Origin of the sequence: Rhizobium sp. RU35A, from assembly GCF_900156005.1 — a bacterium.
Lineage (GTDB): Bacteria > Pseudomonadota > Alphaproteobacteria > Rhizobiales > Rhizobiaceae > Neorhizobium > Neorhizobium straminoryzae.
On record NZ_FTMR01000002.1, the window covers coordinates 394,832 to 421,272 of the forward strand.

General features: G+C 63.4%; 28 protein-coding genes. 22 read left to right on the forward strand and 6 right to left on the reverse strand.

The genetic code is table 11. The annotated features are described in order from the left end of the window. Positions 1–6 precede the first annotated feature (6 nt). The 3 genes from F3H95_RS06435 (at position 7) to F3H95_RS06445 (ending at position 3,750) form a co-directional block, all read left to right on the forward strand. Complete coding sequence (locus F3H95_RS06435; protein WP_149745318.1) at positions 7–1,491, forward strand: chemotaxis protein CheW; 1,485 nt, start codon at positions 7–9, stop codon at positions 1,489–1,491. A gap of 228 nt (positions 1,492–1,719) precedes the next feature. Next, positions 1,720–2,619: a fructose bisphosphate aldolase gene (locus F3H95_RS06440; protein WP_149745319.1), complete on the forward strand. Its 900-nt coding sequence runs from the start codon at positions 1,720–1,722 to the stop codon at positions 2,617–2,619. 213 nt (positions 2,620–2,832) lie between these two features. Continuing rightward, a complete protein-coding gene (locus F3H95_RS06445) occupies positions 2,833–3,750 on the forward strand; it encodes a PhzF family phenazine biosynthesis protein (RefSeq protein ID WP_149745320.1) in 918 nt (305 codons plus the stop codon). A 40-nt stretch (positions 3,751–3,790) separates the two neighbouring features. Here the strand turns inward: F3H95_RS06445 and F3H95_RS06450 are convergent, their stop codons facing one another. Together F3H95_RS06450 and F3H95_RS27095 are read right to left on the reverse strand one after the other, a co-directional pair. Further along, entirely contained in the window at positions 3,791–4,039 is a 249-nt protein-coding gene (locus tag F3H95_RS06450; RefSeq protein ID WP_149745321.1) for a hypothetical protein, read from the reverse strand. A 106-nt stretch (positions 4,040–4,145) separates the two neighbouring features. Further along, positions 4,146–4,307, reverse strand: a complete 162-nt coding sequence (locus F3H95_RS27095; protein ID WP_185969878.1) for a hypothetical protein — start codon at positions 4,305–4,307, stop codon at positions 4,146–4,148. A gap of 239 nt (positions 4,308–4,546) precedes the next feature. On the opposite strand from F3H95_RS27095, the gene F3H95_RS06455 reads away from it, so the two are divergent. Both F3H95_RS06455 and F3H95_RS06460 read left to right on the forward strand, forming a co-directional pair. After that, positions 4,547–5,803, forward strand: coding sequence for an MFS transporter (locus F3H95_RS06455; RefSeq protein ID WP_143126174.1), 1,257 nt, complete (start codon positions 4,547–4,549; stop codon positions 5,801–5,803). Positions 5,804–5,936: 133 nt separating this feature from the next. Further along, complete coding sequence (locus F3H95_RS06460; RefSeq protein WP_149745322.1) at positions 5,937–6,785, forward strand: MBL fold metallo-hydrolase; 849 nt, start codon at positions 5,937–5,939, stop codon at positions 6,783–6,785. A gap of 58 nt (positions 6,786–6,843) precedes the next feature. On the opposite strand, the gene F3H95_RS06465 is transcribed toward F3H95_RS06460, so the two are convergent. Continuing rightward, positions 6,844–7,347 carry a pyridoxamine 5'-phosphate oxidase family protein gene (locus F3H95_RS06465; protein WP_143126176.1) on the reverse strand — a complete coding sequence of 168 codons (504 nt, stop codon included), beginning with the start codon at positions 7,345–7,347 and terminating at the stop codon, positions 6,844–6,846. A gap of 161 nt (positions 7,348–7,508) precedes the next feature. Here F3H95_RS06465 and F3H95_RS06470 point away from each other — a divergent pair, with 161 nt between their 5' ends. After that, positions 7,509–8,255 carry a YebC/PmpR family DNA-binding transcriptional regulator gene (locus tag F3H95_RS06470; RefSeq protein WP_143126177.1) on the forward strand — a complete coding sequence of 249 codons (747 nt, stop codon included), beginning with the start codon at positions 7,509–7,511 and terminating at the stop codon, positions 8,253–8,255. Positions 8,256–8,490: 235 nt separating this feature from the next. Further along, positions 8,491–9,135, forward strand: a complete 645-nt coding sequence (locus tag F3H95_RS06475; RefSeq protein WP_149745323.1) for a hypothetical protein — start codon at positions 8,491–8,493, stop codon at positions 9,133–9,135. A gap of 33 nt (positions 9,136–9,168) precedes the next feature. Here F3H95_RS06475 and F3H95_RS06480 read toward each other — a convergent pair. The 3 genes from F3H95_RS06480 to F3H95_RS06490 all read right to left on the reverse strand — a co-directional run bounded on the left by F3H95_RS06480 (position 9,169) and on the right by F3H95_RS06490 (position 12,805). Next, positions 9,169–10,114, reverse strand: a protein-coding gene (locus F3H95_RS06480) for an IS630 family transposase (protein WP_149745613.1) whose coding sequence is annotated in 2 segments (ribosomal slippage) — positions 9,169–9,774 and positions 9,776–10,114 — 945 coding nt in all. Because the reading frame shifts where the segments join, the coding sequence is not laid out codon by codon here. A 172-nt stretch (positions 10,115–10,286) separates the two neighbouring features. Beyond that, positions 10,287–11,297, reverse strand: a complete 1,011-nt coding sequence (locus F3H95_RS06485) for an LLM class flavin-dependent oxidoreductase (RefSeq protein ID WP_149745324.1) — start codon at positions 11,295–11,297, stop codon at positions 10,287–10,289. A gap of 173 nt (positions 11,298–11,470) precedes the next feature. Beyond that, positions 11,471–12,805, reverse strand: a complete 1,335-nt coding sequence (locus F3H95_RS06490) for a hypothetical protein (protein ID WP_149745325.1) — start codon at positions 12,803–12,805, stop codon at positions 11,471–11,473. 192 nt (positions 12,806–12,997) lie between these two features. Between F3H95_RS06490 and ruvC the strand changes: the two genes are divergently transcribed. The 15 genes from ruvC to ftsH all read left to right on the forward strand — a co-directional run bounded on the left by ruvC (position 12,998) and on the right by ftsH (position 26,318). Then, positions 12,998–13,510 carry a crossover junction endodeoxyribonuclease RuvC gene (ruvC, locus tag F3H95_RS06495; protein ID WP_143126181.1) on the forward strand — a complete coding sequence of 171 codons (513 nt, stop codon included), beginning with the start codon at positions 12,998–13,000 and terminating at the stop codon, positions 13,508–13,510. Positions 13,511–13,717: 207 nt separating this feature from the next. Beyond that, positions 13,718–14,335: a Holliday junction branch migration protein RuvA gene (ruvA, locus tag F3H95_RS06500; protein ID WP_149745326.1), complete on the forward strand. Its 618-nt coding sequence runs from the start codon at positions 13,718–13,720 to the stop codon at positions 14,333–14,335. Between the two features lie 61 nt (positions 14,336–14,396). Then, positions 14,397–14,675, forward strand: a complete 279-nt coding sequence (locus F3H95_RS06505; RefSeq protein ID WP_149745327.1) for an AbrB/MazE/SpoVT family DNA-binding domain-containing protein — start codon at positions 14,397–14,399, stop codon at positions 14,673–14,675. Next, entirely contained in the window at positions 14,672–15,079 is a 408-nt protein-coding gene (locus F3H95_RS06510; protein WP_149745328.1) for a type II toxin-antitoxin system VapC family toxin, read from the forward strand. Before F3H95_RS06505 ends, F3H95_RS06510 begins: the two co-directional genes overlap by 4 nt. Beyond that, a complete protein-coding gene (ruvB, locus tag F3H95_RS06515) occupies positions 15,076–16,116 on the forward strand; it encodes a Holliday junction branch migration DNA helicase RuvB (RefSeq protein WP_143126185.1) in 1,041 nt (346 codons plus the stop codon). Before F3H95_RS06510 ends, ruvB begins: the two co-directional genes overlap by 4 nt. Next, complete coding sequence (locus F3H95_RS06520; protein WP_149745329.1) at positions 16,109–16,621, forward strand: NUDIX hydrolase; 513 nt, start codon at positions 16,109–16,111, stop codon at positions 16,619–16,621. The genes ruvB and F3H95_RS06520 overlap by 8 nt, the downstream gene beginning before the upstream one ends. Before the next feature lie 44 nt (positions 16,622–16,665). Then, entirely contained in the window at positions 16,666–17,109 is a 444-nt protein-coding gene (gene ybgC / locus F3H95_RS06525) for a tol-pal system-associated acyl-CoA thioesterase (RefSeq protein ID WP_143126187.1), read from the forward strand. A 239-nt stretch (positions 17,110–17,348) separates the two neighbouring features. Continuing rightward, positions 17,349–18,068: a protein TolQ gene (gene tolQ / locus F3H95_RS06530; RefSeq protein ID WP_143126188.1), complete on the forward strand. Its 720-nt coding sequence runs from the start codon at positions 17,349–17,351 to the stop codon at positions 18,066–18,068. 26 nt (positions 18,069–18,094) lie between these two features. Continuing rightward, positions 18,095–18,556, forward strand: a complete 462-nt coding sequence (gene tolR / locus F3H95_RS06535) for a protein TolR (RefSeq protein WP_143126189.1) — start codon at positions 18,095–18,097, stop codon at positions 18,554–18,556. A gap of 10 nt (positions 18,557–18,566) precedes the next feature. After that, positions 18,567–19,694 (forward strand): hypothetical protein, encoded by a 1,128-nt coding sequence (locus tag F3H95_RS06540; RefSeq protein ID WP_143126190.1) that lies wholly within the window; start codon positions 18,567–18,569, stop codon positions 19,692–19,694. Between the two features lie 14 nt (positions 19,695–19,708). Further along, positions 19,709–21,016, forward strand: coding sequence for a Tol-Pal system beta propeller repeat protein TolB (tolB, locus tag F3H95_RS06545; RefSeq protein WP_143126191.1), 1,308 nt, complete (start codon positions 19,709–19,711; stop codon positions 21,014–21,016). Between the two features lie 172 nt (positions 21,017–21,188). Continuing rightward, positions 21,189–21,728: a peptidoglycan-associated lipoprotein Pal gene (gene pal, locus F3H95_RS06550; protein WP_143126192.1), complete on the forward strand. Its 540-nt coding sequence runs from the start codon at positions 21,189–21,191 to the stop codon at positions 21,726–21,728. 186 nt (positions 21,729–21,914) lie between these two features. After that, positions 21,915–22,904 (forward strand): tol-pal system protein YbgF, encoded by a 990-nt coding sequence (gene ybgF / locus F3H95_RS06555; RefSeq protein WP_149745330.1) that lies wholly within the window; start codon positions 21,915–21,917, stop codon positions 22,902–22,904. A gap of 2 nt (positions 22,905–22,906) precedes the next feature. Further along, positions 22,907–24,337 carry a tRNA lysidine(34) synthetase TilS gene (gene tilS, locus F3H95_RS06560; protein WP_149745331.1) on the forward strand — a complete coding sequence of 477 codons (1,431 nt, stop codon included), beginning with the start codon at positions 22,907–22,909 and terminating at the stop codon, positions 24,335–24,337. 43 nt (positions 24,338–24,380) lie between these two features. Next, the gene (ftsH, locus tag F3H95_RS06565; protein ID WP_143126195.1) at positions 24,381–26,318 is read left to right on the forward strand and encodes an ATP-dependent zinc metalloprotease FtsH; all 1,938 of its coding nucleotides are present in this window, start codon (positions 24,381–24,383) and stop codon (positions 26,316–26,318) included. The last annotated feature ends 123 nt before the right edge of the window (positions 26,319–26,441 follow it).

A 26,441-nucleotide genomic window follows, 5' to 3' on the forward strand; every position in this document is an offset into this window, starting at 1 on the left:
GATGCCATGCAGATGATGCCGCTTGCCCTGTCGGCTGCCGCAAGCGCGACAACGGCCCGTCTTGATGGTCGGCGCGCCTATGGCACGATCCTCGCCGGCGGGCTTCTCGTTGCCCTGCCCGTTGACCATACGCGCGAGGTGGTGCCGCGCCCGGACGAACTGCATCCCTTTCCGCAACTGTGCCCGCTGGTCTGTGGCGCCTTGCTGCTGCGCGGCTCGATCATCCCCGTTGTCGATCTTGGCCGGCTGCTCGGCGTCTCGCTGGTGGCAGCGCGGGTGATCGTGGTGATGCGCTGCGAGGGGCGCCTGCTCGGCCTGCTCGCCGATGGTGTCGGGGATATCGATCTGGTCGGCGCCGACCAGCTGGAGGATCTGGTCATACCGGAGCAGGGTGGCGGCACCGGCGCGATCCCTGTGGTGCAGACGCTGCGGCTGGAGGATCGGGTGGCCTCCGTTCTCTGTCCCCACCGGGTGCTTGCCCATCCCGGTCTGCCGAGCGTGCCGGAGACGTCGGGAGGGGAGCGCGAGGGCGATGCCGAGCGTTCGCAGCCGCTTCTGCTGTTTCGTCTGGCGGGCTATGTGTTTGCCGTGGCGGCCGATGCGGTCGCCACCACTCTTCCGATTGCCGAGCTTGGCGCCTCGCCCGTCGTGTCGGATCTCTGTCTCGGCGTGGTGATCTATCGCGAGCAGCAGGTGCCGGTGATCGATCCGTTGTTCCTGCTCGGCATCGACCGGGTCGAGCGTCCCGTCCGGTCGGCAGCGGCATTGATCCTGCGTCTCGGGGCAGACAGCCATGTCGGTCTGCTGATCCATGATGTCATCGACATTCTGCGCTTCTCGCGCACCTCGATGAATGCGCCGCCCGCCGGCATTTTCGGCGATGCCAGCCTGCTGGAGGCGATCTTGCGGCTTTCCGACGGAACGGATGTGATGCTGCTCGATCACCGCCAGCTGGAGGGTGAGGAGCGGCTGTGCGGGCTGGCGGCGATCGCCAGGCTTTCGCAGCAGAAGGCGCAAGCGACCGCCGCCGAAGGGGGCCGTCGGGTGGCTGGCGAGGGGGAACCCTTCCTCGTCTTTTCCGCAGGCGGGCGGTTTGCCATGCCGCTGATCGAGACGAGCGAAATCATCATGCCACCGGCCCATGTGACGCGGGTGCGCGACCGCGCGGACGGCATTGCCGGCTTTTTTTCCTATCGCGGCAGCGGTGTCACGATCATCGACCTGGCGGCCTGGCTGCGGCGCATGCCGTCCACATCGAATGATGCGGAAGCCCGGCTGCTGATCGTGCGCGGCACCCGCAATGTCATGGCCTTCCAGGTGGAGGCCGTGCATGCGATCGAACATGGCCGCATCCGCCACAGCTCGCCTGCTGCGCGCGAGGGCCGTCCCGGCGCCCGCTACCTGCCGGACGAGATGCTGGAATATGTCGAGGACGGTGAATTGCGTTCGCTGAGCCTGCTGCATCTTGCCAGTCTTGCGGATGAGATCTAGGCTGTCTGTCTGCGCGCCAGGGATGCGCGGATCCGCAGCCTGGGCGCGAGTGCTTGCGCCTGTGGACAGCCTTTAAACAATTTAGATAATTTAAACGATTGAATAAAATTCAATCGTTTCAAGCGCTAAGCGCAGGATTTCCCTCTTAAAAAACTTCTGTTATCCGCGGATGGTATCCATCGGGATACGAACGCGTTGTGCGCCGACCTTAGGGACAGGAGTGTAAGCATGGGGTATGCCAAGATGTTGGACAAGATGAGTTCCGCGCCCGGATTTATCGCGGCGCTGGATCAGAGCGGCGGTTCAACACCCGGAGCCCTGCGTCTCTATGGTATCTCCGAGTCCGACTATCAGACCGAAGAGGACATGTTCCGTCTGATGCATGCCATGCGCGTGCGCATCATGAGCGCACCGGCCTTTACCGGCGACAAGGTGATCGGCGCCATCCTGTTCGAACGCACGATGGATGGGGACGTGGATGGTGAGCCCGTTCCCACCTACCTCTGGGAAAAGCGCGGCGTGGTGCCCTTCCTCAAGGTCGACAAGGGCCTCAACGCCGAAGAGAACGGCGTGCAGACGATGAAGGCCATGCCGGAGCTTGACGCGCTGCTGATCCGTGGCCGCGAAAAGGGCATTTTCGGCACCAAGATGCGATCGGTCATCGCCCATGCGGACAAGGCCGGTATCGAAGCCGTTGTCGCCCAGCAGTTCGAGGTGGCACGCCAGATCATCGGCCAGGGCCTGATGCCGATCATCGAACCGGAAGTGTCGATCAAGAGCCCGACCAAGGTCGAGGCCGAAGCCATTCTGCGCGATGTGATCGGCGAGCATCTCGACAAGCTGCCGGCCGGCGAAACCGTCATGCTCAAGCTGACGATCCCGACCGTTGCCGATTTCTACGCGCCGCTGGTCGCCCATGGCTCGGTTGTCCGCGTCGTCGCCCTGTCGGGCGGCTACAGCACCGTGGATGCCTGCGAAAAGCTCAGCCATAACCACGGCATGATCGCCAGTTTCTCGCGCGGCCTCACCGAAGGCCTGCGCGTTTCGATGACCGATGCCGAATTCAATGACAGCATTGCCGGAACGATCGACCAGATCTACGGCGCCAGCGTCAACAAGGTCGGCTGAGACCCCGGATTTGATGGAGGGGAGGAGAGGGGTCGCTCCAGCGATGGGGCGGCCCTTCACTTTTTCTGATCGGTTGCGTCAGAAACTTTGGCTGGATGGATGGAGTGCGCCGGGCTACCGAAAGGCGGAAAGGGTGTCCCCGGTTCGTCTGGAACGGGCCGTCCTTGAACCCGAACAAGACGTCCGGGCAAGACCGGACAGCGAGGCCATGCCATGACCGTATCCGCGTTCGTCACCGTCGACGTTTTCTCCGACGAGCGTTTCAAGGGCAATCCGCTCGCCGTGTTCGTCGATGCGCGCGGTCTCGATGACCAGAGGATGCAGCAGATTGCCGCCGAATTCGGCTATTCGGAAATCACCTTCGTGCTGCCGCCGGAGGATCCTGCCAACCACGCGCGGGTGCGCATCTTCACGCCGGTGACGGAAGTGCCCTTCGCCGGCCATCCGAATGTCGGCACGGCCTATGTGCTCGGCCAGCGGTCCGAACTGTTCGGCAGGCCGGTCGGCGACCGTCTGTTGTTTGAGGAAAAGGCCGGGCTCGTGGAGGTGAAGCTTCGCCGTCGAAACGGGCAGGTGACCGGGGCGGCGATCCGCGCGCCCCGCCCGCTGGAGGTGCGCCAGAGCGTGGCGCCGGACACCGTGGCGGCCTGCGCGTCTCTTTCGCCGCGCGATGTGCGCACCGAGCGGCATCACCCTTGCGTCGTCTCGGTCGGGCTTGCCTTTGCCGTGGCGGAACTGGTGGATCTCGAAGCCCTCGGCCGTGCCCGTGCCAATGCCGATGCGGTGCGGCAGGTGCTGGCCAACCAGGTGATGCCGGAGGGCGATTTCCCGCTGTTTCTCTACGTGCGCGATCCCGCCGATCCCTTCAGGCTGCGGGCGCGCATGTTCGCGCCCCTCGACAATGTGGCGGAAGACCCCGCAACCGGCAGTGCATCGGGGGCATTGTCCGCCTTCCTGTCGACGCTGGAACCGGTCGCAGAAGGCCACTTCGATTTCACCGTCGAGCAGGGCGTGGAGATGGGGCGTGCCAGCCGCATCGAGGTCAGCGTCGAAAAGCGCGAAGGGCGGCCGCATGCCGTCATCATCGCGGGCGATTGTGTGCCGGTCTTCGAAGGTGTCCTGTCACGATAGCCGATTGCCTGAGCCGCCGGCGCCCGTCACGGGAGGAAAGTCACTCGGAGGGCAGGCGTTTCTGACGCGGAAAGAGCAGCCAGACGACCAGGGCCAGCAGCAGCAGCGCCGGCAGGACGAAGGCGGTTGCCAGAACGCCGCCGACGATCGCCAGGGCAAAGAGCGCGGACAACAGGCCGATCGCCGCGCCGAACACGCCCATCATCATGCCGAACAGCCACATCAGGGCCGGGAACCAGAAGGGACAGGTGACCGCAACGGCCAGCATGCAGAGGAAGACGGTGAGCATGGCGCATCAGACCTCGCCGGAGTTAGGAACCAAGCATAGGCCGGTTTTCACCGCCCGTCGAGCGGCCTTCCTGCATTTCGGCCCGCTTCGCGCGCGCCGGCCGGCATCAGGTAAAATCGCGTAGCAACAGGATGACGGTCCACGAAAGGAAGGCCACCACCGCCAGCTTCCAGAAATCGGCGCGACGGCGCAGGCCGGGCAGGCCGAGCGGCTTGATGATCTGCACGATCATGGCCAGAAGCAGCAGCAGGCCGATAAGTTTTGTCATGATTTTCCTGTCGCAGAATGGCCTCAGCCACAGGCTGGACATTTTTTGTCGTCACCACACATAGCTGCGGGGAGCGAGATTCGGAACCATTGTTGTGCTGGTCAAACCGGGGCGCGCTTGCCGTTTCGTCGGTTGCTGTCTCAATGCATTGCCTTTTGCAGGGACTGGCGGATCAAGTTTAACGATTGGCGTGCTTTACTGTTCGCTGAACCTGAACCGGAATATCTGCGGTCCGCCAAATGCCTCGTAATCTTCTGCCCGTCCTCAGTCTTCTGCTCGGCACGCTCTTCCTGTTTCTCGGCAATGGCCTTCAGGGCCTGCTGCTGCCGGTGCGCGGCACGCTGGAGGGTTATTCGAACGAGGTGCTCGGCCTGCTCGGCACCAGCTGGGCGGGTGGTTTCGTCGCCGGTTGCTTCGTCGCACCGCTTTTGGTGCGGCGCATCGGCCATGTCCGGGCCTTTTCCGGTTTCGGCGCCATCATCTGCATGAACGTGCTGGTCACCGGCATCGTCGTGGATGACGTTGCCTGGCTGACGTTGCGCGCCGTGACCGGTTTCTGCACCGCCGGCACCTCGATGATCATCGAGAGCTGGCTGAACGAGCGCGCGACGAACGAGAGCCGCGGGGCGATCTTCTCGCTCTATATCGCGATCACCCTGCTCGGCGTCGTCGGCGGCCAGCTGCTTGTGGGCATCATCGATGTCTCGACACCGGTCCTGTTCATGGTCTGCGGCATTCTCTACTGCGTCGCCATTTTGCCCACCACGCTGTCGACGGCTGCCTCGCCGCAGCCTCTGAAGCGGGTCAGCCTCGATCTGCCGAGCCTGTTTCGCAATTCGCCCGTCTCCTTCGTCGGCATCCTGATGATCGGCATCGCGAACGGCGCCTATGGCACGCTGGTCGCCGTGTTTGCGGCACAGGCCGGGCTGAAACAGGCGGCGATCGCCGTGATGGTGTCGATCACCATCTTTGCCGGAGCAATCATTCAGTTCCCGGCAGGGCGGCTCTCCGACCGGATGGATCGCCGTTACGTGCTGGCGGCACTCTCGGGCATCTCCGCCACCGCCGGCATTCTGCTCGTGCTGCTGCACCCGATGAATGTCTACGTGATCGTGGTGCTGGTTGCGATCTACGGGTCCACCGCCAACGCGCTCTACCCGATCGCGGTTGCCCATGCCAACGACTTCGCGGCGCCCGAGGATTTCGTGAAGGTGTCCGGCGGCCTGCTTCTGCTGTTTGGCATCGGCACGATCATCGGCCCGACGCTTGGCGGCCCGGTCATGACACATTTCGGCCCGCATGCGCTGTTTGCAGTAACCGCCGTCGCGCATGTCTCCGTGGTGGTCTATGCCATCCTGCGCAGCCGCATGCGTGCCGCCCGGTCCTCGGCGGAGAAGGACAATTACACCGCCGCCCCGGCTGCCATCACCTCGCTTGCCACGCCGGAAAGCGTAGCGCTCGACCCGCGTGCATCCGCGGACGGCGATGGCCGCTGATCGCCAGCCGACTTTGCTTCGGACCTGGCTTCGAATGACGGGAATGTGAGCATCCGGCGCGATTTCGCGCTGGACGTGCCCATGACCCTGCCTCATCTTTTTCCCGCAGGAAGACGAGGGGGAGTGGCACATCATGCTGCGCACTGTCGCATTCGCCGTTGTTGCATGCCTGTTCGGACCGGTTGTGGCCCTTGCCCAGGGCGTGCCGGGCAATCCCGCGACCGGCCCGCGGGCGCAGATGCCTGTCAGTCAGTGCCAGGCCATTGCCGAAACCATTCCCCGCGCGACATTTGCCAGTGCCAGGCCCGTCAAGACCACGGAGCTTGCCAGGCGCGAAGAGGTGAAGATCACCTTCATCGGCCATTCCACCTATCAGATCGAAAGCCCCGAAGGCGTTGTCATCGCCACAGACTATTCCGGCGTCCATCGGCCCACGCTCACGCCCGACATCGTGACGATGAACAAGGCGCATTCCACCCATTACACGCTCGCGCCACCGGCCGGCATTGCCCATGTGCTGCATGGCTGGAGCGATGTGCCCGGCGAAAAGGCGGTGCATAACGTTCTGGTCGGCGATACCTATGTGCGCAATGTCGCGACCGACATTCGCGCCTATGGCGGTTTCGAGGAAAACGGCAATTCCATCTTCATCTTCGAAATGGCGGGCCTGTGCATCGGCCATCTCGGCCATCTGCATCACGAGCTGACGGATGCGCATTATACGGAAATCGGCAGGCTCGACGTGCTGATGGTACCGACCGATGGCGGGCTGACCATGGGCGCGGACAGCATGAGCCGCGTGGTGCAGCGGCTGCGTTCCTCGCTCATCCTGCCGATGCATCGGGGCGGCCCGCCGCTCGACCGCTTCCTCGCCATGTTCGATGGCCGCTATGACGTGGTCTATGGCAAGGACGATGCGATCACGGTTTCGATGCGCAGTCTGCCGCGCAAGCCGCAGATCGTCGTGCCGCCCGGACTGTGAGACGCGGCGGCCGATCCGCCGGATTTTCCGGCGGATCGGGACAACAGTCCAACGTCTGTCAGGCGAAGCTCAGGTGCTGGCGAATGCCGATGTCTGGCGTCTTGTCTTCCTTCAGGTTCGCCTTGGCGATTTCCCAGCCGAATTTCAGGCTGTTGTCGGTGGAGGCCCAGATCTCCGCATCGTCCACATGCAGGGCGAGAAGGATCAGCGACGGGTCGTCCTTGCCGTGTTCGTACCAGGCGGCGGTGATCGAACTCCAGTATTCCTCGATCTTTGCCGTGTCCCGCCGCGCCTCGATCACGCCGGCAAGGCAGGCATGATAATCATGGTTCTTGCCGACGACGCAGAAATGCGCCCGGGTGCCGGGCCGGATGGCCTGCACCAGATCGGTATCCGTGCGGGTGAAGAACCAGATCGTGTTTGTTTTCGGGTCCGCGTGCGGGGCCATCGGCTGCATGTGCATGGAGGACCCTTCGATGCCCAGCATACCCGCATGCACGCCGTTGATCTCGTCCCACAGCTGGCGTGCCGGTGCCTCGCGTGCTTCCGTCAGACTTACCATTGCCAATCCTTTCCTCGTCAAGTGTCGGGGAAAGAACGTCGCCCTGCCGGGCTTTGTTCCGCCGGCGGCAATGGTGTGTCGATCCGCTTTTTTCTTGAACGCGCCCGGTTTCGTGCCTATAAGCCCGCCATTCCAGACATATTACGCGATGAAGGGGTGCCATGGCTGGCCATTCACAGTTCAAGAACATCATGCACCGCAAGGGTCGGCAGGACTCCATCCGGTCGAAGATGTTCTCCAAGCTTGCACGCGAAATCACCGTCGCCGCCAAGGCCGGTCTGCCGGATCCGAGCATGAATGCGGCCCTTCGCCTGGCGATCCAGAACGCCAAGGCCCAGTCGATGCCGAAGGACAACATCGACCGCGCCATCAAGAAGGCATCCGGCGCCGATGCCGAGAGCTATGATGCGATCCGCTACGAAGGCTATGGCCCGGGCGGCGTGGCCGTGATCGTCGAGGCGCTCAGCGACAACCGCAACCGCACGGCCTCCAACATCCGCTCGATCTTCACCAAGGCCGGCGGTGCGCTCGGGGAAACGGGCTCGGTGTCCTTCTCCTTCGATCACGTCGGCGAAATCGTCTACAAGGCCTCGGCCGGAAGCGCCGACGCCGTGATGGAAGCCGCTATCGAGGCGGGTGCCGATGACGTTGTCTCGGACGCGGAAACCCACACCATCATCTGCGGTTTTGAAAGCATCGGCGAAGTGTCCAAGGCACTCGAAGCGACGCTCGGCGAAGCCGATACCGTCAAGGCCATCTGGAAGCCGCAGAACACGGTGCCGGTCGACGAGGAAAAGGCCCAGTCGCTGATGAAGCTGATCGACAGCCTGGAAGACGATGACGACGTGCAGAACGTCTATTCGAACTTCGAGGTGTCCGACGAGGTGATGGCAAAACTCTCCGCCTGACATCCTGCGGGGTTTGAGAGATCGTGGCGCCGGTCCCGCAAGGGCCGGCGTTTTGCGTTTTGCCGGACAGTCCGCCGGTCGCGGATGGCATCGCCATTTCCGACCCCGACTCCGATTCTCCAGCTTGAGGCAGGTTTCGGGTGGAACTGTTCCGGCGAACCAGCCGGTCTGCCGCGTGAGTCTGTTCGACCGGAACCCCGGAGCGCTGTCAGCGCCCGCAAGACAGGAGACAGCCATGGTTTCTTCCATCGATACCGTTCGCCTGTGGTCGACACAGACGGCCATCCGCGTGTTCAAGGAAACGGAGCAGCAGGACACGGAGCAGCAGAGTCTGGCCAGCACGCTGCTTGCCCATTACGGCATCGACAGCAGCGATGACAGCAGCGCCTCGACATCCACCTACAGCCTTGCCGATGTTCTGACCGGCAACACCACCGACAGCAGCAGCGAGACGGCGCCGAAGACGGTTTCTGCCGATATCGGCAGCGAATCCTTCATGCAGGGGCTGCGTGACAAGCTTGCGGAACTGAAAAACTCTCCCGCCACCCGCGCCCAGGCGGAATCCATGCTGAAGGCACTGGATGCCGGCAAGCTGACGGTGACCGATGCCGAAGGTGGAAAGAGCGTGACCGCCTGGGATGCCACCAGCAAGGATGCCAAGCCAAACCAGCCGGCGACTGCCACGGCCGCTGAATGGAGCGGTTTCCTGAAGGCACACCTGCAACGCGATGGTAGCGGAAAATATGTCCGCAACGACGATGGCAGCTATATCGACAAGGCAAATGGCGCGAGCGCCTATTTCGGCATGATCGGCGACAAGTATTATTATCTCAGCTGGTCGACAGCCGAAGCGCCTGCAACGGGCGCCACGACCGCCTGATCTGCTCCCGGCCCCTCCTAGAGTCTGTCAGTTTTAAATTGAACCATAGCCTGCATGTCTGAAGTAGTTTGAGCACTCCTGCGGGCTGAACGCCTTGAGGAGTTCTCCTATTCGTCTCCATGTTGTTTCCACGGTTCTCTCGTCCGCCTTTCTGACGAGCGTCTTGAGCTTGGCGAACATCATCTCGATGGGATTGAGGTCTGGACTGTATGGCGGCAGGAAAAAGAGATGTGCGCCGACATCTCGGATCGCGTCTCGGGCTGTTTTTCCTTTGTGGCTCCCGAGATTGTCGAGAATGACGATATCGCCAGCCTTCAGCGTTGGGACCAGGCTTTGCTGGACCCATGCCGTAAAGGCGATGCCATTGATGGGGCCATCGAGGACGAATGGGGCAACGATGCTGTCGCTGCGCAGGCCGGCCAGAAACGTCAGCGTCTTCCAATGACCATGAGGGACTTTTGCGATGAGTGGCTCGCCGCGCTGACACCAGCCGCGCGTGCGCGTCATGTTGGTCTTGATCCAGGTTTCGTCGATGAAGACAAGGCGGTCCGGATCAAGCCGATGTTGATGGGTCTTCCATCGCATCCGCAACCGGGCCACCTTCGGACGATCCTGCTCGCTTGCCATCAGCGTTTTTTTTGAAGGTCTTGCCCTGGCTGCGCAAGAAGCGCCAGACGGTGTCATGAGACACGTTGATCCCCGCAGACTTCAGCTCCGCCGACAGCGCACGCACCGTCCAGTCGGACTTGACCTGCAGCCGCTGGCGCACCGCATCGGCTGCAGCGCCCCTCAGTGTTGGTTTGACATACCCGCCGATCTTCGCCGGCATCAGGCCTTTACCGAGCCGATCGAGTTTCCCAATACGGACCGCTGTTGCAGCCGACACCCCAAACCGCTCCGCGGCGGCACGAACGGTCATGCCTTCCTTCAAAGCGGCGGCTATACGCGTTCGCAAATCGAGTGAAAGAGGTCGCACCATCATTGCTGGCCTCCCATCCAGCAATGATCTTGAATCACAAAAATCAAATCAACGGAATCCCCTCGCGATTCCGATTAGCGATGACAAACTCTAGGCCGGTTTCTGATGTCGGGCTGTTTGTTGGGCGCGGACTTCCCGGCGGTTCGCCGGATAGGGAGTGTGGTGGTCCCGCTCAGGCCGCCCTTGCTTGCGCATGCTGCATCAGTGGCAGGCCGGCAAACAGTTCGACGGAGCGCAGCCGCTTTTCGATGTCGTGCACCGGCATCGAGATGATCAGTTCGTCCGCCTCCGTCTCCTTCAGGAAGGCGCGAAGCTTCGTCTCCACCGTGGCTGGTGAGCCGACGGCGGCATAGCGCAGCGTGTGCTCCACGTTCATTCGTTCCATCTCGCTCCAGACGCCGTCCATGCTCTCGATCGGGCGCGGGAATTTCGTGCGCACATTGCGGCGCAGGTTGATGAACTGCTGTTGCGCCGAGGTGAAGAGATGCGCCGCTTCCGCATCGGTCGGGGCCGCCACGCCCATCACGCCCACCATGGCATGGGGCTTGTCCAACTGGGCGGAGGGCTGGAAGCGGTCGCGATAGATCGCCAGGGCATCCAGCAGCATGTCGGGCGCGAAATGCGAGGCGAAGGCATAGGGCAGGCCAAGCGCCGCCGCAAGATGCGCGCTGTAGAGGCTGGAGCCGAGCAGCCAGATCGGTACTTCGGCACGCACACCGGGTACGGCGAGGATGGCCTGATCTTCACGCGGTTCTCCGAGAAGCCGCTGCAGTTCCACCACATCATGCGGAAAACTGTCGGCGCCGGCCTCGAGGTTGCGGCGGAGCGCCCGCGCAGTGCGCATGTCCGTCCCCGGCGCGCGACCGAGGCCGAGATCGATGCGGCCCGGAAACAGTGCTTCCAGCGTGCCGAACTGTTCGGCGATCACCAGCGGTGAATGATTGGGCAGCATAACCCCGCCCGAGCCGACGCGGATATGCTTCGTTGCCGCTGCGACATGACCGATGACAACGGCGGTTGCGGCACTTGCAATGCCCGGCATGCCGTGATGTTCGGCAAGCCAGAGCCGCCGGTAGCCGAAGGCTTCCGCCTTCTGTGCGAGGCGCCGCGACTGGTCGAGTGCGTCGCTGACGCTGGACCCGTCCGCCACGGGCGACAGGTCGAGAATGGAAAAGGGGATCATGCGTCACCACTCAAACTTTATGTTGTGTCAGATCTCCATTTAGGAAAGCCGTGGCCGCATTCTAAGGGGGCGCGGGATTTTTCCCGCACGGGTCTGCTGCAGAGGGTCTGATCGTCCGGTCAGCCCTGCACGGTTCACGCCATCCTTCAGCCAGCGGACAAAGGCGAGGGGTCTCAGGTCACGCTGCGCAGCGTCGGCTTCAGTCCGCGTTCGCGGCGGACGGGCTCGTCCTGTTGCGTGAACGCGAAGAGGGACAGACGCGTATCGATGATCGCGACATCGCCGGCCACCTTGACGAGGCATGCCTCCGTGGATGCAACGATCTCGCGGCTGCGCTCCAGCACCACCGCCGTCTCGCCCACGGTCTCGTGCGCCAGTGTCAGGCGCTGGTGTTCAAGGTCGACGTTGTGCGACAGGCGTTCGGCCGGCTCGGCCATTTCCGTCAGCGCCTGCCCGACACAGTCGGTCTCGCGCAGCACCCGCGACAGGGCATGCTGGGTATCGGCCAGATGGCTGTCAACCTGCCGGTACTGCAGCATCAGGCTGCGCGCGGCCTCGGTACAGTCGGCAGCCAGCTGGCGCAGCGCATCGGCGGGAATGGGCTGCACCGTTGGACGGCCATGTGCAGCCGTCGGATGGCTGGAGGCTGACGGTGCCCTGAGCCGCTGTTCGCTGGCGCTCGCAAGGCTTTCGGCGCGGATCGCCAGATCGCCGACGCGCTCGATCAGTTGCGACAGGTCCCCGAAGGTGCTGGTGGCAGCGGCAGCGGCGTCATGCGCTTCGCCGGCCGCCCGGCCGAGACGCCAGCTGGCCTGCTGACCCTCGGCGGTGCTGCGGCTGACCAAGCGTGCATCCTCGCCGCGCAGCCGGGTTGCCCGCTGCATCACCTCGATGGCGCTCAACGCCTTCTGCATGGCCGGGCGCGCATTGACGAGCCGGTCCCCGATGACCGTGAGATCCGCCTGGCTGGAGCGGGCCTGCTCGCGCATGCCCTGCGTGGCACGGCTGATGACCGAAAGGTTCAGGTTCAGCATTGAAGCGAGACGGTTGAAGCGCACCCGCAGGCCTTCCATGGCCTCCGGGAACGGCTGCTGCACCAGCGTCGTGGCGTCGCCGTTGGAGAGACGGCGCATGGCCTCATCCAGCACGCCGCGGGCGGCCGAATGATCGGCTTCGTTGTCCTGAATGGCTTCCTTCAGGCCCGAAATGCCGCGCGCCAGCGTGCCGATCGTATCCGTCCGTTCCCTGTCGGCAAGGTCTGCCTCCGTGTCCGGTCTGTTCCATTCGCTGGCCTGCTGGGCAAGCCGGTTCAAAGGGTCCGCGAGCTTGAAGGCGAGGATGGCGATTGCCGTACCTGCCGCAAACGCCGCTACAATGCTGAAGCCCAGTATTTCGGGCGAGACACGCGCCGCCTTGATGGCGATCAGCCCCACGGCCACCAGATTGAAGGTGGCAAGCAGCAGGATCGTCTCGATCGACTGGTTCTTCAAGCGGGTGAACATCATCATGATGGACCTCCAGTCTTGATCTACGCACATCACCTAATGTGATTCGGTGCGTAGAGTTGCCGAAGTTGAGGCTGCTGTCCGAGGATTGATGGGCCAGCCTTAACGGGTGGTTAACGGGATTCGCGCAAATGTTTTCTTTTTGTTCGCGTTGCGTCTGGTCGATACAGGTCACGTCGCGATAGGATGGCACACATGACACAGACGATTCGCATCATCGGCATCGACCCGGGCCTCCGCCGCACCGGCTGGGGGGTGATCGACACGCTGGGCAACAGCCTCAAGTTCGTGGCCTCCGGTACGGTGACCTCCGATGGCGACATGGATCTCGCCTCTCGTCTCTGCCAGCTGCATGACGGGCTGGCCGAAGTGGTGCATGCCTATCGGCCGGACGAGGCAGCGGTGGAGCAGACCTTCGTCAACAAGGATGCCGTGGCGACGCTCAAGCTCGGGCAGGCGCGTGGCGTTGTGATGCTGGTGCCGGCGCGCGCCGGTCTGCCCGTCTCCGAATATGCGCCGAATGCGGTGAAGAAGGCGGTCATCGGTGTCGGTCACGGCGAGAAGCAGCAGATCCACATGATGCTGAAGATCCTGATGCCGAAGGTGGAGTTCACCGGCAATGACGCCGCCGATGCGCTGGCGATCGCCATCTGCCACGCCCATCATCGCGGCGGCGAGCGCATGCGCCGGGTGCTGGCCCGCGCCTGAGTTTGTTCTTGACTTGTTCCAGTTTGCGCTCTAGGCACGAGGTAAGGGGACAGAGGTGGCAGGCGGCAGTTCGATGCGGGCGGGTGCGGGGCGTCGGTGGGCATTTCCGCCGGGCGCGGGCGCATCCCGGGTTGCGGCCAGCCGCGCTGACAATCGGGCCGCCAGCGTCTTCTTTTCCTGCGGCATCATCCCGGACGGATCCCCATCATGATCGGTAAGCTCAAGGGCACCATTGACGAAATCGGCGAGGACCATGTGCTGGTCGACGTGCACGGCGTCTGTTACGTCGCCTATTGTTCGTCGCGCACCCTGGCACGCATCGGCTCTGCCGGCGAGGCGGTGGTGCTGTTCATCGAGACCTATGTGCGCGAGGACCAGCTGAAGCTGTTCGGGTTCCTCAGCGCGCTGGAACGGGAATGGTTCAACCTGCTGCAGAGCGTGCAGGGCGTCGGCTCCAAGGTTGCGCTCGGCGTGCTCTCCACCCTGACGCCGCCGGAACTTGCCAATGCGATCGCACTGCAGGACCGCACCTCGATTTCCCGCGCACCGGGCGTCGGCCCGAAGGTCGCGATGCGCATCGTCACCGAACTGAAGAACAAGGCGCCTGCCTTTGCCGGCGAGGCCAGCGCCGGAATCGGCCTCAAGCAGGAGCTGGGGGAGGGCGTTGCGGCAGCCCCCGTGGCGGATGCCGTTTCGGCGCTCACCAATCTCGGCTATTCGCGCGAGCAGGCGGCCAATGCCGTGGCGGCCGCGCTGAAGGCTGGCGGCGAGGGCGCCGACAGCGCCAGGCTGATCCGCCTCGGGCTCAAGGAACTCTCCCGATGACCGCCTTGTTTGCGGCGCCTTTCCTTACTATTGTGAAAAAGTAAGGAGCAAGGGTGCTGCGATGAACACGAATGTCACCATTACATCCAAGGGGCAGATGACGGTGCCGAAGGCGCTTCGGGATCAACTCGACATGAAGCCGGGCGACAAGTGCTATGCCTGGGTGCGTGATGGCGAGCTGATTATCGTGCCGCGCAACAAGCCGCTGGCGGGACTTCTCGGCATGCTGGGGCGACCGCCTGCTTCCGTGGCTTCGCAGGGTGACGATATCCGCGACATTGTCTCTGACGCAGCGGTCGATCGTTATCTTCGGGCACATGTCGCCGTCGAGGATCCATGAGCAGGCGTCTCGGCATTGATGCGAACATACTCGTCCGCCTCGCCGTTGCGGACGACAGGCGTCAGGCTGAAGCGGTGGCGGCGCTGATGGCAAAGCTTGGGAAAGAGGATGCGCTTTATATCAATATCTCCGTACTCCTCGAGACGAACTGGGTTCTACGCCGCCTCTATGGTTATGACCGCCCGTCTGTCCTTGCCTTCCTTCAGGCGGTGCTGGAGCGTCGTGAATTCGACGTGGCTGACTATGAGGCCGTCGGCAATGCGCTGCATCTGTGCCGCATGGCCAATGTCGATTTCGCCGATGCTCTCCTGAGTGAACTGAACCGTCTTGCGGGTTGTGCCGCGACGTTGACCTTCGATCAAAAAGCCGCGGCACGCGTGCCTGGCATGGAACTCCTCGCATGACCCTGCCCAACCCCATTCTCTCGCCGGACAAGAAGGGTGAGGATTTCGACACAGCCCTTCGGCCGCAGTCGCTGGACGAGTTCACCGGCCAGGCGGAGGCGCGGGCCAATCTGAAGGTGTTCATCGAGGCGGCGAAGAACCGTGGCGAGGCGCTGGATCACGTGCTGTTCGTCGGGCCGCCGGGACTTGGCAAGACGACGCTGGCGCAGATCATGGCAAAGGAGCTTGGCGTCAACTTCCGCTCCACCTCCGGCCCCGTCATCGCGAAAGCCGGGGATCTCGCCGCACTTCTCACCAACCTTGAAGAGCGCGATGTTCTCTTCATAGACGAAATCCATCGCCTCAATCCGGCGGTGGAGGAAATCCTCTATCCGGCGATGGAGGATTTCCAGCTCGACCTCATCATCGGCGAGGGGCCGGCGGCAAGGTCGGTGAAGATCGACCTGTCGAAATTCACGCTGGTCGCCGCCACCACGCGTCTTGGCCTGCTCACCACGCCGTTGCGTGACCGCTTCGGCATTCCGGTGCGACTCAGCTTCTACACGGTCGAGGAACTGGAACTGATCGTGCGGCGCGGAGCGCGCCTGATGGGGCTTGGCATGACGGACGAGGGCGCGCGCGAGATTGCGCGCCGCGCCCGCGGCACGCCCCGCATTGCCGGCCGCCTGCTGCGCCGGGTGCGCGATTTTGCCGAGGTGGCCCGCGCCGAGGCGGTGACGCGGCAGATCGCCGACGAGGCGCTGACCCGCCTCAACGTTGACAACATGGGCCTCGACCAGCTGGACAACCGCTATCTCTCGATGATCGCGGTGAATTTCGGCGGGGGGCCAGTGGGGATCGAGACGATTGCCGCCGGCTTGTCCGAACCGCGCGATGCGATCGAGGACATCATCGAGCCCTACATGATCCAGCAGGGCTTCATCCAGCGCACGCCCCGCGGCCGCGTGCTGACGGCCACCGCCTGGAAGCATCTTGGCCTGCAGCCGCCGAAGGATCTGGAAGCCGCACAGTTCCGCCTGAGCCTCGACGATGAGTGAGGGGACCCGCATCCGCATCAAGGCGAAGCCCAGGCGCACCTTCCAGATGCGCATTGCCGGCCTCGGTTTCCGCAACGGCCATGTGCTGGTGCATCGTGCCACGCACGAGACCTTCTGGACCTTTCCGGGCGGTGGCGCGGAAATCGGCGAGACCTCGGAAGAGACGCTGAAACGCGAGATGATCGAGGAACTGGGCGTCGCCGTCGAGGTCGTCCGTGCCCTGTGGATCGTGGAGAACTTCTTCCATTACGAAGGCCGCGACTGGCACGAACTCGGCATCTATTACCTCATGCAGATCCCCGAGACCTTTCCGTTTGCGGCGGACGGCATCGTGCACCGCATTCAGGACGGCGACAACGATCTGGAGTTCAAGTGGGTGCCGGCGACGACGGTGGCGCTGACGGCGCTGGATATCCCGCCCTATTTCATCGCGGGCGAGATCGAAAACCTGCCCGAGGTGCCGCGGCATCTCGTCTGGGATGACAAGAACCTCGATCGGGGCTAGAGGGTCGCCCCGAATCCCTGCCTGATCAAAGCGGACCAGAATTGATGGACGACCTCACCGTTTCTCTCGCCGGCCTGTTGACCGATACCGGCCACCGCCTTGTGCAGCGGGTCTATTACGAGGACACCGATTTTTCCGGTCTCGTCTATCATGCGCGCTACCTGCACTTTCTCGAGCGCGGTCGCACCGATTATCTGCGCTGCCTTGGCTGCGAGCAGAGCGCGTTGCTGGCGCTCGACGAGGAGGGGCTTGTCTTTGTCGTGCATCGCATGGAGATCGACTTCAAGGCGCCGGCCCGCATGGATGATATTCTGACAATCCTGACGCGAACGGAAAAGGCGGGCGGTGCCAAGATGGTGCTGCAGCAGGAAATCCGGCGGGGCGAAACCTTGCTGATTGCTGCAAGGGTGGTGATCGCCGTGATCAACCGGCACGGCCGGCCGCGGCGGCTGCCGGAAAGTCTTGCCAATGCTTTCACGGGCGCGTGATGCGATACGCCTGTGATGCAGAACCGGCCGTAACCTATTCTTAACGATAATATTGTCTTAATGGCCTCCACGGAAATTGTGCGGTGCACGCCTTCGTTTGACCAAATTTGAAGGCGAGAAGGCCTCCTGAAACCTCAGGCATACGGGCACTTCAGCGTACGCGCGCAAATCACAGACTGCGCTTGCGACCCGGTCCGTATTATGCGTGCCGGGCGTTGGGATTCGGGGATAGTGAACATATGGAACACGCGGATTTGGCGGCGGCTGCAAGCTCGGTAAGCCTCTTGTCGCTTTTCATGCAGGCAGGTCTGATCGTCAAGCTGGTCATGATCGGCCTGATGGGCGCTTCGGTCTGGACCTGGGCGATCGTCATTGACAAGTACATGAACTTCACGAAGGCCAGGCGCCAGTTCGACCAGTTCGAGCAGGTCTTCTGGTCCGGGCAGTCGCTGGAAGAACTCTATCGTACGCTGGCCGAGCGGCAGAACACAGGCCTTGCCGCCATCTTCGTCGCGGCCATGCGTGAGTGGAAGAAGAGCTTCGAACGCGGCGCCCGTTCGCCGATCGGTCTGCAGATGCGCATCGACCGGGCCATGGACGTGACGATCTCGCGCGAAAGCGAAACCTACGAGGCGCGTCTCGGCTCGCTCGCCACCATCGGTTCAGCCGGTCCCTTCATCGGCCTCTTCGGCACCGTCGTCGGCATCATGACCTCCTTCCAGGCGATTGCCGGTTCGAAGTCCACCAATCTCGCGGTCGTGGCCCCCGGTATCGCCGAGGCGCTGCTTGCCACCGCGATCGGCCTCGTTGCGGCCATTCCCGCTGTCATGGCCTACAACAAGTTCATGGCCGATGCCGGCAAGCTTGGCGCGCGCATGGAAGGTTTCGCGGACGAGTTTTCCGCCATCCTGTCGCGCCAGATCGATGAAAAACTGCAGCCGCGTCAGGCCGCGCAGTAACGCGCGACGCTGAGGAGTATACGCACATGGGTATGTCTGCAGGTGGAGGCAATGCGGCGCGCGGCGGCCGGCGTGGTCGTCGGGGTGGTCGTGGTCGCGGCGGCGCGATCAGCGAGATCAACGTGACGCCGCTGGTCGACGTCATGCTCGTTCTGCTGATCATCTTCATGGTGGCCGCGCCGATGCTGACGGTCGGCGTACCGATCGACCTGCCGCAGACCCAGGCGAAGGCGATGAATTCCGATACCCAGCCGATCACCATCTCCGTCAATCCGCAGGGTGAGGTGTATCTGCAGGAAACGCCCATTGCCATCGAGGAAGTGGTGCCGAAGCTCGAGGCGATCGCCACCACCGGCTATAACGAGCGCATCTATGTGCGTGGCGATACCGCCGCCGCCTATGGCGTTGTCATGAAGGTGATGGCGCGCATCTCCGCTGCCGGCTTCAAGAACATCGGTCTCGTGACGCAGCAAGAACAGCAAAAGTGATCCGTTCGCGATGAAGGGTAGCCTTGGCACATCGCTGGTCCTGCACTTCCTGGTTCTGACCTGGGCGCTGTTTTCGTTGAGCGCGCCGGCCAAGTTCGAGGTCGGGGACGTTGAGGCTCTGCCGGTCGATATCGTGCCGGTGGAATCGATCACGCAGATCCAGCAGGGCGACAAGAAGGCGCCGATGGCGGAGAAATCGGCCCCGAAGCCGACGCAGAAGCCGAAGGTCGTCGAGAATGCCGAAAATTCGGGCGATAACGACGTCGATCTGAAGACGCCGCCGACGCCGGTGAAGAAGCCGGTTCAGACGGAAGCGGCCGCCGCGCCGCAGAAGACCGAAAAGCCGTTGCCGAACCCGACGACCGAGGACAACAAGGTCAAGGAAGTGGCGCCCGAGGAAACCGCCCCGAAGCCGCAGGAGGTCGCCGCACTCCCGCAGCCGCGTCCGGAGCCGACACCGCCGATCCCGAAGCCGGAACCCCAGCCTACGCCAAAGCCCGAGGAACAGAAGGCAGAGGAGATCCCGACGCCGGATTCCGTGCCGGTGCCGGCCGCCCGCCCGAAGCCTGACGTGCCGAAGCCGCAGGAGGCCAAGCCCGTCGAGAAGCCTGAGCCGAAGAAGCCCGATACGCCGAAGCCCGCCGAAAAGACGCCGGACCGCAAGGTGGCCGACAAGAAGCAGGATACCGCCAAGTCGACCTCGTCCAAGCAGAGCGATTTCAATGCCGACGAGATCGCCGCCCTGCTCAACAAGCAGGATGCGGCCGGCGGCGGCGCCAAGCGTTCGTCCGCGCCGGCAGCACTCGGCGGCAAGCGTGACACCGGTGGTTCGAAGCTCAGCCAGAGCGAGATCGACGCGCTGCGTGGGCAGATCCAGAACAATTGGTCGGTCATTTCCGGCATCGAGGGGGCCCAGGGCATCATCATCACCGTGACGATGAAGCTGGACGAAACTGGCGCCATCATCGGACGGCCCGAGGTCAAGGCCACCGGCGGTTCGGACAATGCCCGCCGCACGCTGGAATCCAGTGCGTTGCGCGCCGTCATGCGCTCGTCGCCATTCAAGAATCTTCCCGCCGACAAATACGACGCCTGGAGCGAAGTCGTCGTCAACTTTGATCCAAGCGAACTGCTTTGAAAGGCTTTGTTATCATGATGAAACGTTCTTTCATCCGCGTGCTGCTTGCGCTCGCCGGGATGGCCGTGATGTTCGCGGCCCCGGCGCAGGCGCGCGTGGAAATCAACATCAATCGGGGTAATGTCGAACCGCTCCCGATTGCCGTCACCGACTTCCAGTCGGCCAACGATATCGGGGCGCAGATCTCGTCGGTGATTGCCGCCGACCTGCAGCGCTCGGGCCTGTTCGCCCCAGTCAACAAGGCGGCGTTCATCCAGAAGATCACCGACCCCAACCAGATGCCGCGCTTCGAGGACTGGAAGGCGATCAACGCCCAGGCGCTGGTCACGGGCCGCGTGACCCGCGAAGGCGATGGCCGCCTGCGCGCCGAGTTCCGCCTGTGGGACACCTTTGCCGGCCAGCAGATGACCGGCCAGCAGTTCTTCACCCAGCCTGAAAACTGGCGCCGCGTGGCCCACATCATCGCTGACGCCATCTACAAGCAGGTGACGGGCGAAAACGGCTACTTCGATACCCGCGTCGTCTTCGTTTCCGAAAGCGGCCCGAAGACGGCACGCCAGCGGCAGCTGGCCATCATGGACCAGGACGGTTTCAACGTCCGCATGCTGACCAATTCCAAGGATATCGTGCTGACGCCGCGCTTCTCGCCGAACCGGCAGGAAGTCACCTACATGTCCTTCGAAGGCCAGCAGCCGCGCGTCTACCTGCTGCAGCTGGAAACCGGGCAGCGTGAAGTCGTCGGCAATTTCCCGGGCATGACGTTCTCGCCGCGCTTCTCGCCCGATGGCCAGAAGGTGATCATGAGCCTTCAGCAGGACGGCAATTCCAACATCTACACGATGGACCTGCGCTCGCGCACGACGACGCGCCTGACCAACACCGCTGCCATCGATACCTCGCCCTCCTATTCGCCGGATGGTGGCCGCATTGTTTTCGAAAGTGACCGCGGCGGCCGCCAGCAGCTCTACGTGATGAATGCCGATGGCACCGGCCAGACCCGCATTTCCTTCGGTGATGGTTCCTATTCCACGCCGGTCTGGTCGCCGCGCGGCGACCTGATCGCCTTCACCAAGCAGTCGGCTGGCAAGTTCTCGATCGGCGTGATGAAGCCGGACGGTTCGGGCGAGCGCATCCTGACGACCGGCTTCCACAATGAAGGCCCGACCTGGGCGCCGAACGGCCGCGTCATCATGTTCTTCCGCCAGGCGGCAGGTGCCGGCGGCCCGCAGCTTTATTCCATCGACCTGACAGGGTACAACGAACAGATGATCAAGACGCCGGCCTTCGCATCCGACCCGGCCTGGTCTCCGCTTCTCGAGTAGGGCCTCACCGTGCCCCGCACGGGCGCGTTTCGGCTGCGTGCGGGGCAATTGCCTGAATTTGCGCTGAAATAGCCGTTGATAGCAGATTATTAACCATAGGCATTGACTGGCCGTTAACCAGGTGCAGTTACGGTTCGGCAACGCCAGAATGTTGATCAAGGAGAGATCGGCCATGAGCCGTACCCATACCCCGGCGATGAGCCGCATGCAGAGCCTCGCACGCAATCCCGCCGTCATCGCGCTCACGCTCGCGCTGGCGCTTGCCGGTTGCGCCAACAAGAAGAACATGCCGAACAGCGCCGGCGAACTCGGCCTTGGCGCCGGCGGCGCCGGTGCGGCAACCCCGGGCTCCAGCCAGGACTTCACCGTCAACGTCGGCGACCGCATCTTCTTCGATACGGACTCCACCTCGATCCGCGCCGACGCCCAGCAGACGCTCGACCGTCAGGCCCAGTGGCTGCAGCGCTATCCGCGTTATGCGATCACCATCGAAGGCCATGCCGACGAGCGCGGTACGCGTGAATACAACCTGGCGCTGGGCGCCCGCCGTGCCGCCGCCACCCGCGATTACCTCGCCTCGCGTGGCGTTCCGGCCAGCCGCATGAAGACCATCTCCTACGGCAAGGAACGTCCGGTCGCCGTCTGTGACGACATCTCCTGCTGGTCGCAGAACCGTCGCGCCGTCACGGTTCTCGGCGGCGCCGGGTCCTGATCGGTCCCCGTCGATTGAAAGTTTTCGGAAAGGGCGGTCTTCGTGGCCGCCCTTTTTGCTTGTTCATAGTTTGGCCGAAGTTCGGTTATCTTTTGATGGTTAACGTGATGGCCTTTTGCTGGTAACAGGAATCGCAACGGCGCGCGCCATCCTGGCGCCACCGAGACATAAAGCGGGACGGACGACATGAAGAAACTTGTCTTGGCAGCAATGCTGGGGCTTGCGGCGATGAGCGGGCAGGCGAGCGCATTTTCGCTTTCCAATTTCCTTTCCGGTGGACACAGGGCCGGCCAGGTCACGCGTGTGCCCGAGGCGCCCGTGGTGCAGGTACAGAGCGCCAATGATGCGGTGCGCATCCAGCAGCTGGAAGAGGTTGTTCGCCAGCTGAATGGCCGCGTCGAGGAAATGAGCTTCCAGCTGCTGCAGATGCAGGAGCAGATGCGCAAGACGCAGGAGGATAACGAGTTTCGTTTCCAGCAGCTTGAAAAAGGCCAGTCTGGTGCGCCTGCCGCTCCTTCTGTCGCTGCCGCGCCGGCAGCCGGCTCAAAAAAAAACGATGAAATTACCTCCATCATAGACGCGCCGGCCCCTGCCGCGCCCTCGGCACCGGCCACAAGCCGGCGTTCGACGGCGCCGGGAGAGACGACGCTCGGTTCGCTGGAAGTCGACAACAAGGGTGCGCCTGTCGGTGCAACGCTCAACCAGGGTGCGCGCAATTCTGCCGGCCTGCCGGGCGTTGATTCCGGCAGTGCGCCTGCTGCTGCCAGCGATCCGACCAAGACGGCATCGCTTGGCAACGAGAGCGATGCCTACCGCGCCGCCTACAATCACGTTCTCTCGGGCGACTATGCGCTCGCCGAGACCGAATTCAGCAGCTACATCACCGCCTATCCGAAGAGCGCCCGCGCCGCCGACGCCAATTTCTGGCTGGGCGAAGCCCAGTATTCGCAGGGCAAATATAACGAATCCGCGAAAACCTTCCTGAACGCACACCAGAGCTATGCCAATTCGCCGAAGGCGCCGGAAATGCTGCTGAAGCTCGGCATGTCGCTCGCTGCCCTCGACAATCGCGAGACCGCCTGTGCGACGCTGCGCGAGGTGAACCGGCGCTATCCGAATGCCGGCAAGCCGGTGCAGGCGAAGGTCGCCAGCGAAGTCAAGCGCCTGGGTTGCTGACCATGCCCCCCGAGGGCCTTGCGCACGCGGCCGGCTCGTCCCCGCTCGCTGCAGCGTGCGATGTCCTCCTTCGACTGCCGCCCTCCGCCCGGCTTCTCGTCGCCGTCTCCGGCGGCAGCGATTCGAAAGGATTGCTTCAGGCATTCCACCTTGGCCGCCAGGATGCCGGTCGACACGACATCCACCTGTTTGCCGCCACCATCGATCACGGGCTGCGCCCCGAGGCGAGGCAGGAGGCAATGGCCGTTGCGGAATGGTGCGCCGGTCTCGGCATCCCCCATGCCACCCGCGTCTGGCAAGGAAGCAAGCCAGCCACCGGCATCTCCGCGGCGGCGCGCGCCGCACGTTATGATCTTCTCGCCACCCTTGCCGATGACGTCGGCGCCGATGCGATCCTCACCGGCCACACACTGGACGACCAGTGGGAGACGCTCGCCATGCGCGCCAGCCGCGCGGGGGGGGAGGGCGGCCTCGGCCTTGCTGGCATGGCGCCGGCGGTGCTGCTGTCTGGTCGTTACTGGCTGCTGCGGCCCTTTCTCGGCGTCCGCCGGCAGGCGATCCGCTCGTTTCTGCGCGAGGCTGGCCTTGGCTGGATCGATGACCCCTCCAACAGCGACCCGCGTTTCGAACGGGCCCGCATGCGTGCCGCACTCGCAGGGGCCGGATCCTGTCCGTCGCCCGAGGATCTGGAGCGGCCTGCGACGGAGCGCCGTGCAATTGTCGGGGAAGTGGCCGCCCGGTTCCGTCAGGGACTGTCGGTGGCCGAGGGTGTTCTCGCGCGGCTGGACCCCCAGACCTTCGCCGGCGCGGACGACCTCTTGCTCAGTGCCGCTTCTGCCGCGCTGTGCGCGGTCTTTGGCGGGCGCACGCATCCGCCCGGGCGCGAGAGCCTGGGACGGATCGTCGCATTCCTGCGCACGCAGAGGCGCGGTCGCCTCACTGCGGGGCGCGTTCTCTTCGATCGACGCGGCGATCATCTTTACGTCCTGCGCGAAAGCCGTGACCTGCCGACCGTGATGGTGCCGCCTGGCGAATCGGTGGAATGGGATGGCCGCTTCCTGCTCCACAACCGCACACAGGAACAGCTTTCCGTCGGCCCGCATCCGGCTGATCGTGTGCGCGCAGAGCGGACATTTCCCCAGGCGCCGGCCAGTCTGGCGCTTGCCGCGCTGCGGGCGCTGCCGGCCATCGCAGGGGAGAGCGGTGGCGAGGGGAGCAGGACTGGAGAGAATCTTTGCCGTCAGCCGATTCTGCAGCCCTACCGGGCATTCCTGCCTGCCTTCGAGCTGGATTTGGCAAATTGTTTTACCGAACAGATGGGCTTGCGGCCATTTCCGCCATTACCGTTTAACGTTTTCGATCGTAAAAGAGGATCGGCGGGGAGTGTTGCCTTGGCAACGCCCTGCCGCAATCCTATGTTATGCGACAAGTAAGGCGGCGGCTGATCACAGCCTCCGTCATTGTCCGGGGAGTTCGATGAACCCAAACTTTCGCAATTTCGCCCTCTGGGCGATCATAGCCCTCTTGCTGATCGCCCTGTTCAGCATGTTCCAGACGGCGCCGACGCAGACGAGTTCGCGGGAAGTCCCGTACTCTCAGTTTCTGCGCGACGTCGATTCCGGACGCGTGCGTGACGTTGTCGTGACCGGCAACCGCGTTCTCGGCACCTATGCCGAGAACGGCATGGGCTTTCAGACCTATTCTCCCGTCATTGACGACACGTTGATCGAGCGCCTGCAGTCCAAGAACGTGACGATCGTGGCGCGGCCGGAATCGGACGGGTCTTCCGGTTTTTTGAGCTATCTCGGCACGCTTCTGCCGATGCTGCTGATCCTCGGCGTCTGGCTGTTCTTCATGCGGCAGATGCAGGGCGGCTCGCGCGGCGCGATGGGCTTTGGCAAGTCCAAGGCCAAGCTTCTGACCGAAGCGCATGGCCGCGTGACGTTCGATGATGTCGCTGGCGTTGACGAGGCCAAGCAGGATCTCGAGGAAATCGTCGAATTCCTGCGCGACCCGCAGAAATTCCAGCGCCTCGGTGGCCGCATTCCGCGCGGGGTGCTGCTCGTCGGCCCTCCGGGGACCGGCAAGACGCTGCTCGCCCGCTCGGTTGCCGGCGAGGCGAATGTGCCCTTTTTCACCATTTCCGGTTCGGACTTCGTGGAAATGTTCGTCGGTGTGGGCGCAAGCCGCGTCCGTGACATGTTCGAGCAGGCCAAGAAGAATGCGCCCTGCATCATCTTCATCGACGAAATCGACGCGGTCGGCCGTCACCGTGGCGCAGGCCTCGGCGGTGGCAATGACGAGCGCGAGCAGACGCTCAACCAGCTGCTGGTCGAGATGGACGGCTTCGAGGCGAATGAGGGCATCATCCTGATTGCCGCGACGAACCGTCCGGACGTTCTCGACCCGGCGCTTCTGCGTCCCGGCCGTTTCGACCGTCAGGTCGTCGTGCCGAACCCGGATATTGTCGGCCGCGAACGCATCCTCAAGGTGCATGTCCGCAACGTGCCGCTGGCGCCGAATGTCGATCTGAAGACGCTTGCCCGCGGGACGCCCGGCTTCTCGGGCGCCGATCTGATGAACCTCGTCAACGAGGCTGCCCTGATGGCCGCACGTCGCAACAAGCGCGTGGTCACCATGCAGGAGTTCGAGGACGCCAAGGACAAGATCATGATGGGGGCGGAACGCCGCTCCTCCGCCATGACCGAGGCCGAGAAGAAGCTGACCGCCTATCACGAGGCCGGCCATGCGATCACTGCGCTGAACGTGCCGGTGGCCGATCCGCTGCACAAGGCAACCATCATTCCGCGCGGCCGTGCGCTCGGCATGGTCATGCAGCTGCCGGAGGGTGACCGCTACTCCATGAGCTACAAGTGGATGGTGTCGCGCCTCGTCATCATGATGGGTGGCCGCGTGGCGGAAGAGCTGACCTTCGGCAAGGAGAACATCACCTCCGGGGCGTCCTCTGACATCGAGCAGGCCACGAAGCTTGCCCGCGCCATGGTGACCCAGTGGGGCTTCTCCGATATCCTTGGCCAGGTCGCCTATGGCGAAAACCAGCAGGAAGTCTTCCTGGGTCATTCCGTGTCGCAGTCGCGCAACGTCTCCGAGGCCACCGCTCAGAAGATCGACAACGAAGTGCGCCGCCTCATCGACGAGGCCTATACCGAGGCTCGCCGCATCCTGACCGACCATCACGACGATTTCGTCGCGCTTGCCGAAGGGCTGCTGGAATACGAGACGCTGTCCGGCGACGAGATCAAGGCGCTGCTGAAGGGCCAGAAGCCCTCCCGCGATGCCGGTGACGACAGCCCGACGACGCGCGGCACCGCCGTTCCGAAGGCCGGTGCGAAGAAGGACGAACCGAAGGGCAACGGCGAGCCGGAAAGCGGTCTTGAACCGCAACCGCACTGAGGCCACCCCTGCCTGATTGTTTCAGGGGCCGTCCGGGCAACCGGGCGGCCTTTTCTCGTTGGGAACGGAGCGGGGTTTACGCTTCGGTAACGGGATATAATGGATTTTGACGGTAATTTATGT

Coding starts and splice junctions, on each gene's coding strand:
- F3H95_RS06435 (WP_149745318.1), top strand. CDS start 7: ATGCAGATGATGCCGCTTGCCCTGTCGGCTGCCGCAAGCGCGACAACG.
- F3H95_RS06440 (WP_149745319.1), top strand. CDS start 1,720: ATGGGGTATGCCAAGATGTTGGACAAGATGAGTTCCGCGCCCGGATTT.
- F3H95_RS06445 (WP_149745320.1), top strand. CDS start 2,833: ATGACCGTATCCGCGTTCGTCACCGTCGACGTTTTCTCCGACGAGCGT.
- F3H95_RS06450 (WP_149745321.1), bottom strand. CDS start 4,039: ATGCTCACCGTCTTCCTCTGCATGCTGGCCGTTGCGGTCACCTGTCCC.
- F3H95_RS27095 (WP_185969878.1), bottom strand. CDS start 4,307: ATGACAAAACTTATCGGCCTGCTGCTGCTTCTGGCCATGATCGTGCAG.
- F3H95_RS06455 (WP_143126174.1), top strand. CDS start 4,547: ATGCCTCGTAATCTTCTGCCCGTCCTCAGTCTTCTGCTCGGCACGCTC.
- F3H95_RS06460 (WP_149745322.1), top strand. CDS start 5,937: ATGCTGCGCACTGTCGCATTCGCCGTTGTTGCATGCCTGTTCGGACCG.
- F3H95_RS06465 (WP_143126176.1), bottom strand. CDS start 7,347: ATGGTAAGTCTGACGGAAGCACGCGAGGCACCGGCACGCCAGCTGTGG.
- F3H95_RS06470 (WP_143126177.1), top strand. CDS start 7,509: ATGGCTGGCCATTCACAGTTCAAGAACATCATGCACCGCAAGGGTCGG.
- F3H95_RS06475 (WP_149745323.1), top strand. CDS start 8,491: ATGGTTTCTTCCATCGATACCGTTCGCCTGTGGTCGACACAGACGGCC.
- F3H95_RS06485 (WP_149745324.1), bottom strand. CDS start 11,297: ATGATCCCCTTTTCCATTCTCGACCTGTCGCCCGTGGCGGACGGGTCC.
- F3H95_RS06490 (WP_149745325.1), bottom strand. CDS start 12,805: ATGATGATGTTCACCCGCTTGAAGAACCAGTCGATCGAGACGATCCTG.
- ruvC (WP_143126181.1), top strand. CDS start 12,998: ATGACACAGACGATTCGCATCATCGGCATCGACCCGGGCCTCCGCCGC.
- ruvA (WP_149745326.1), top strand. CDS start 13,718: ATGATCGGTAAGCTCAAGGGCACCATTGACGAAATCGGCGAGGACCAT.
- F3H95_RS06505 (WP_149745327.1), top strand. CDS start 14,397: ATGAACACGAATGTCACCATTACATCCAAGGGGCAGATGACGGTGCCG.
- F3H95_RS06510 (WP_149745328.1), top strand. CDS start 14,672: ATGAGCAGGCGTCTCGGCATTGATGCGAACATACTCGTCCGCCTCGCC.
- ruvB (WP_143126185.1), top strand. CDS start 15,076: ATGACCCTGCCCAACCCCATTCTCTCGCCGGACAAGAAGGGTGAGGAT.
- F3H95_RS06520 (WP_149745329.1), top strand. CDS start 16,109: ATGAGTGAGGGGACCCGCATCCGCATCAAGGCGAAGCCCAGGCGCACC.
- ybgC (WP_143126187.1), top strand. CDS start 16,666: ATGGACGACCTCACCGTTTCTCTCGCCGGCCTGTTGACCGATACCGGC.
- tolQ (WP_143126188.1), top strand. CDS start 17,349: ATGGAACACGCGGATTTGGCGGCGGCTGCAAGCTCGGTAAGCCTCTTG.
- tolR (WP_143126189.1), top strand. CDS start 18,095: ATGGGTATGTCTGCAGGTGGAGGCAATGCGGCGCGCGGCGGCCGGCGT.
- F3H95_RS06540 (WP_143126190.1), top strand. CDS start 18,567: ATGAAGGGTAGCCTTGGCACATCGCTGGTCCTGCACTTCCTGGTTCTG.
- tolB (WP_143126191.1), top strand. CDS start 19,709: ATGATGAAACGTTCTTTCATCCGCGTGCTGCTTGCGCTCGCCGGGATG.
- pal (WP_143126192.1), top strand. CDS start 21,189: ATGAGCCGTACCCATACCCCGGCGATGAGCCGCATGCAGAGCCTCGCA.
- ybgF (WP_149745330.1), top strand. CDS start 21,915: ATGAAGAAACTTGTCTTGGCAGCAATGCTGGGGCTTGCGGCGATGAGC.
- tilS (WP_149745331.1), top strand. CDS start 22,907: ATGCCCCCCGAGGGCCTTGCGCACGCGGCCGGCTCGTCCCCGCTCGCT.
- ftsH (WP_143126195.1), top strand. CDS start 24,381: ATGAACCCAAACTTTCGCAATTTCGCCCTCTGGGCGATCATAGCCCTC.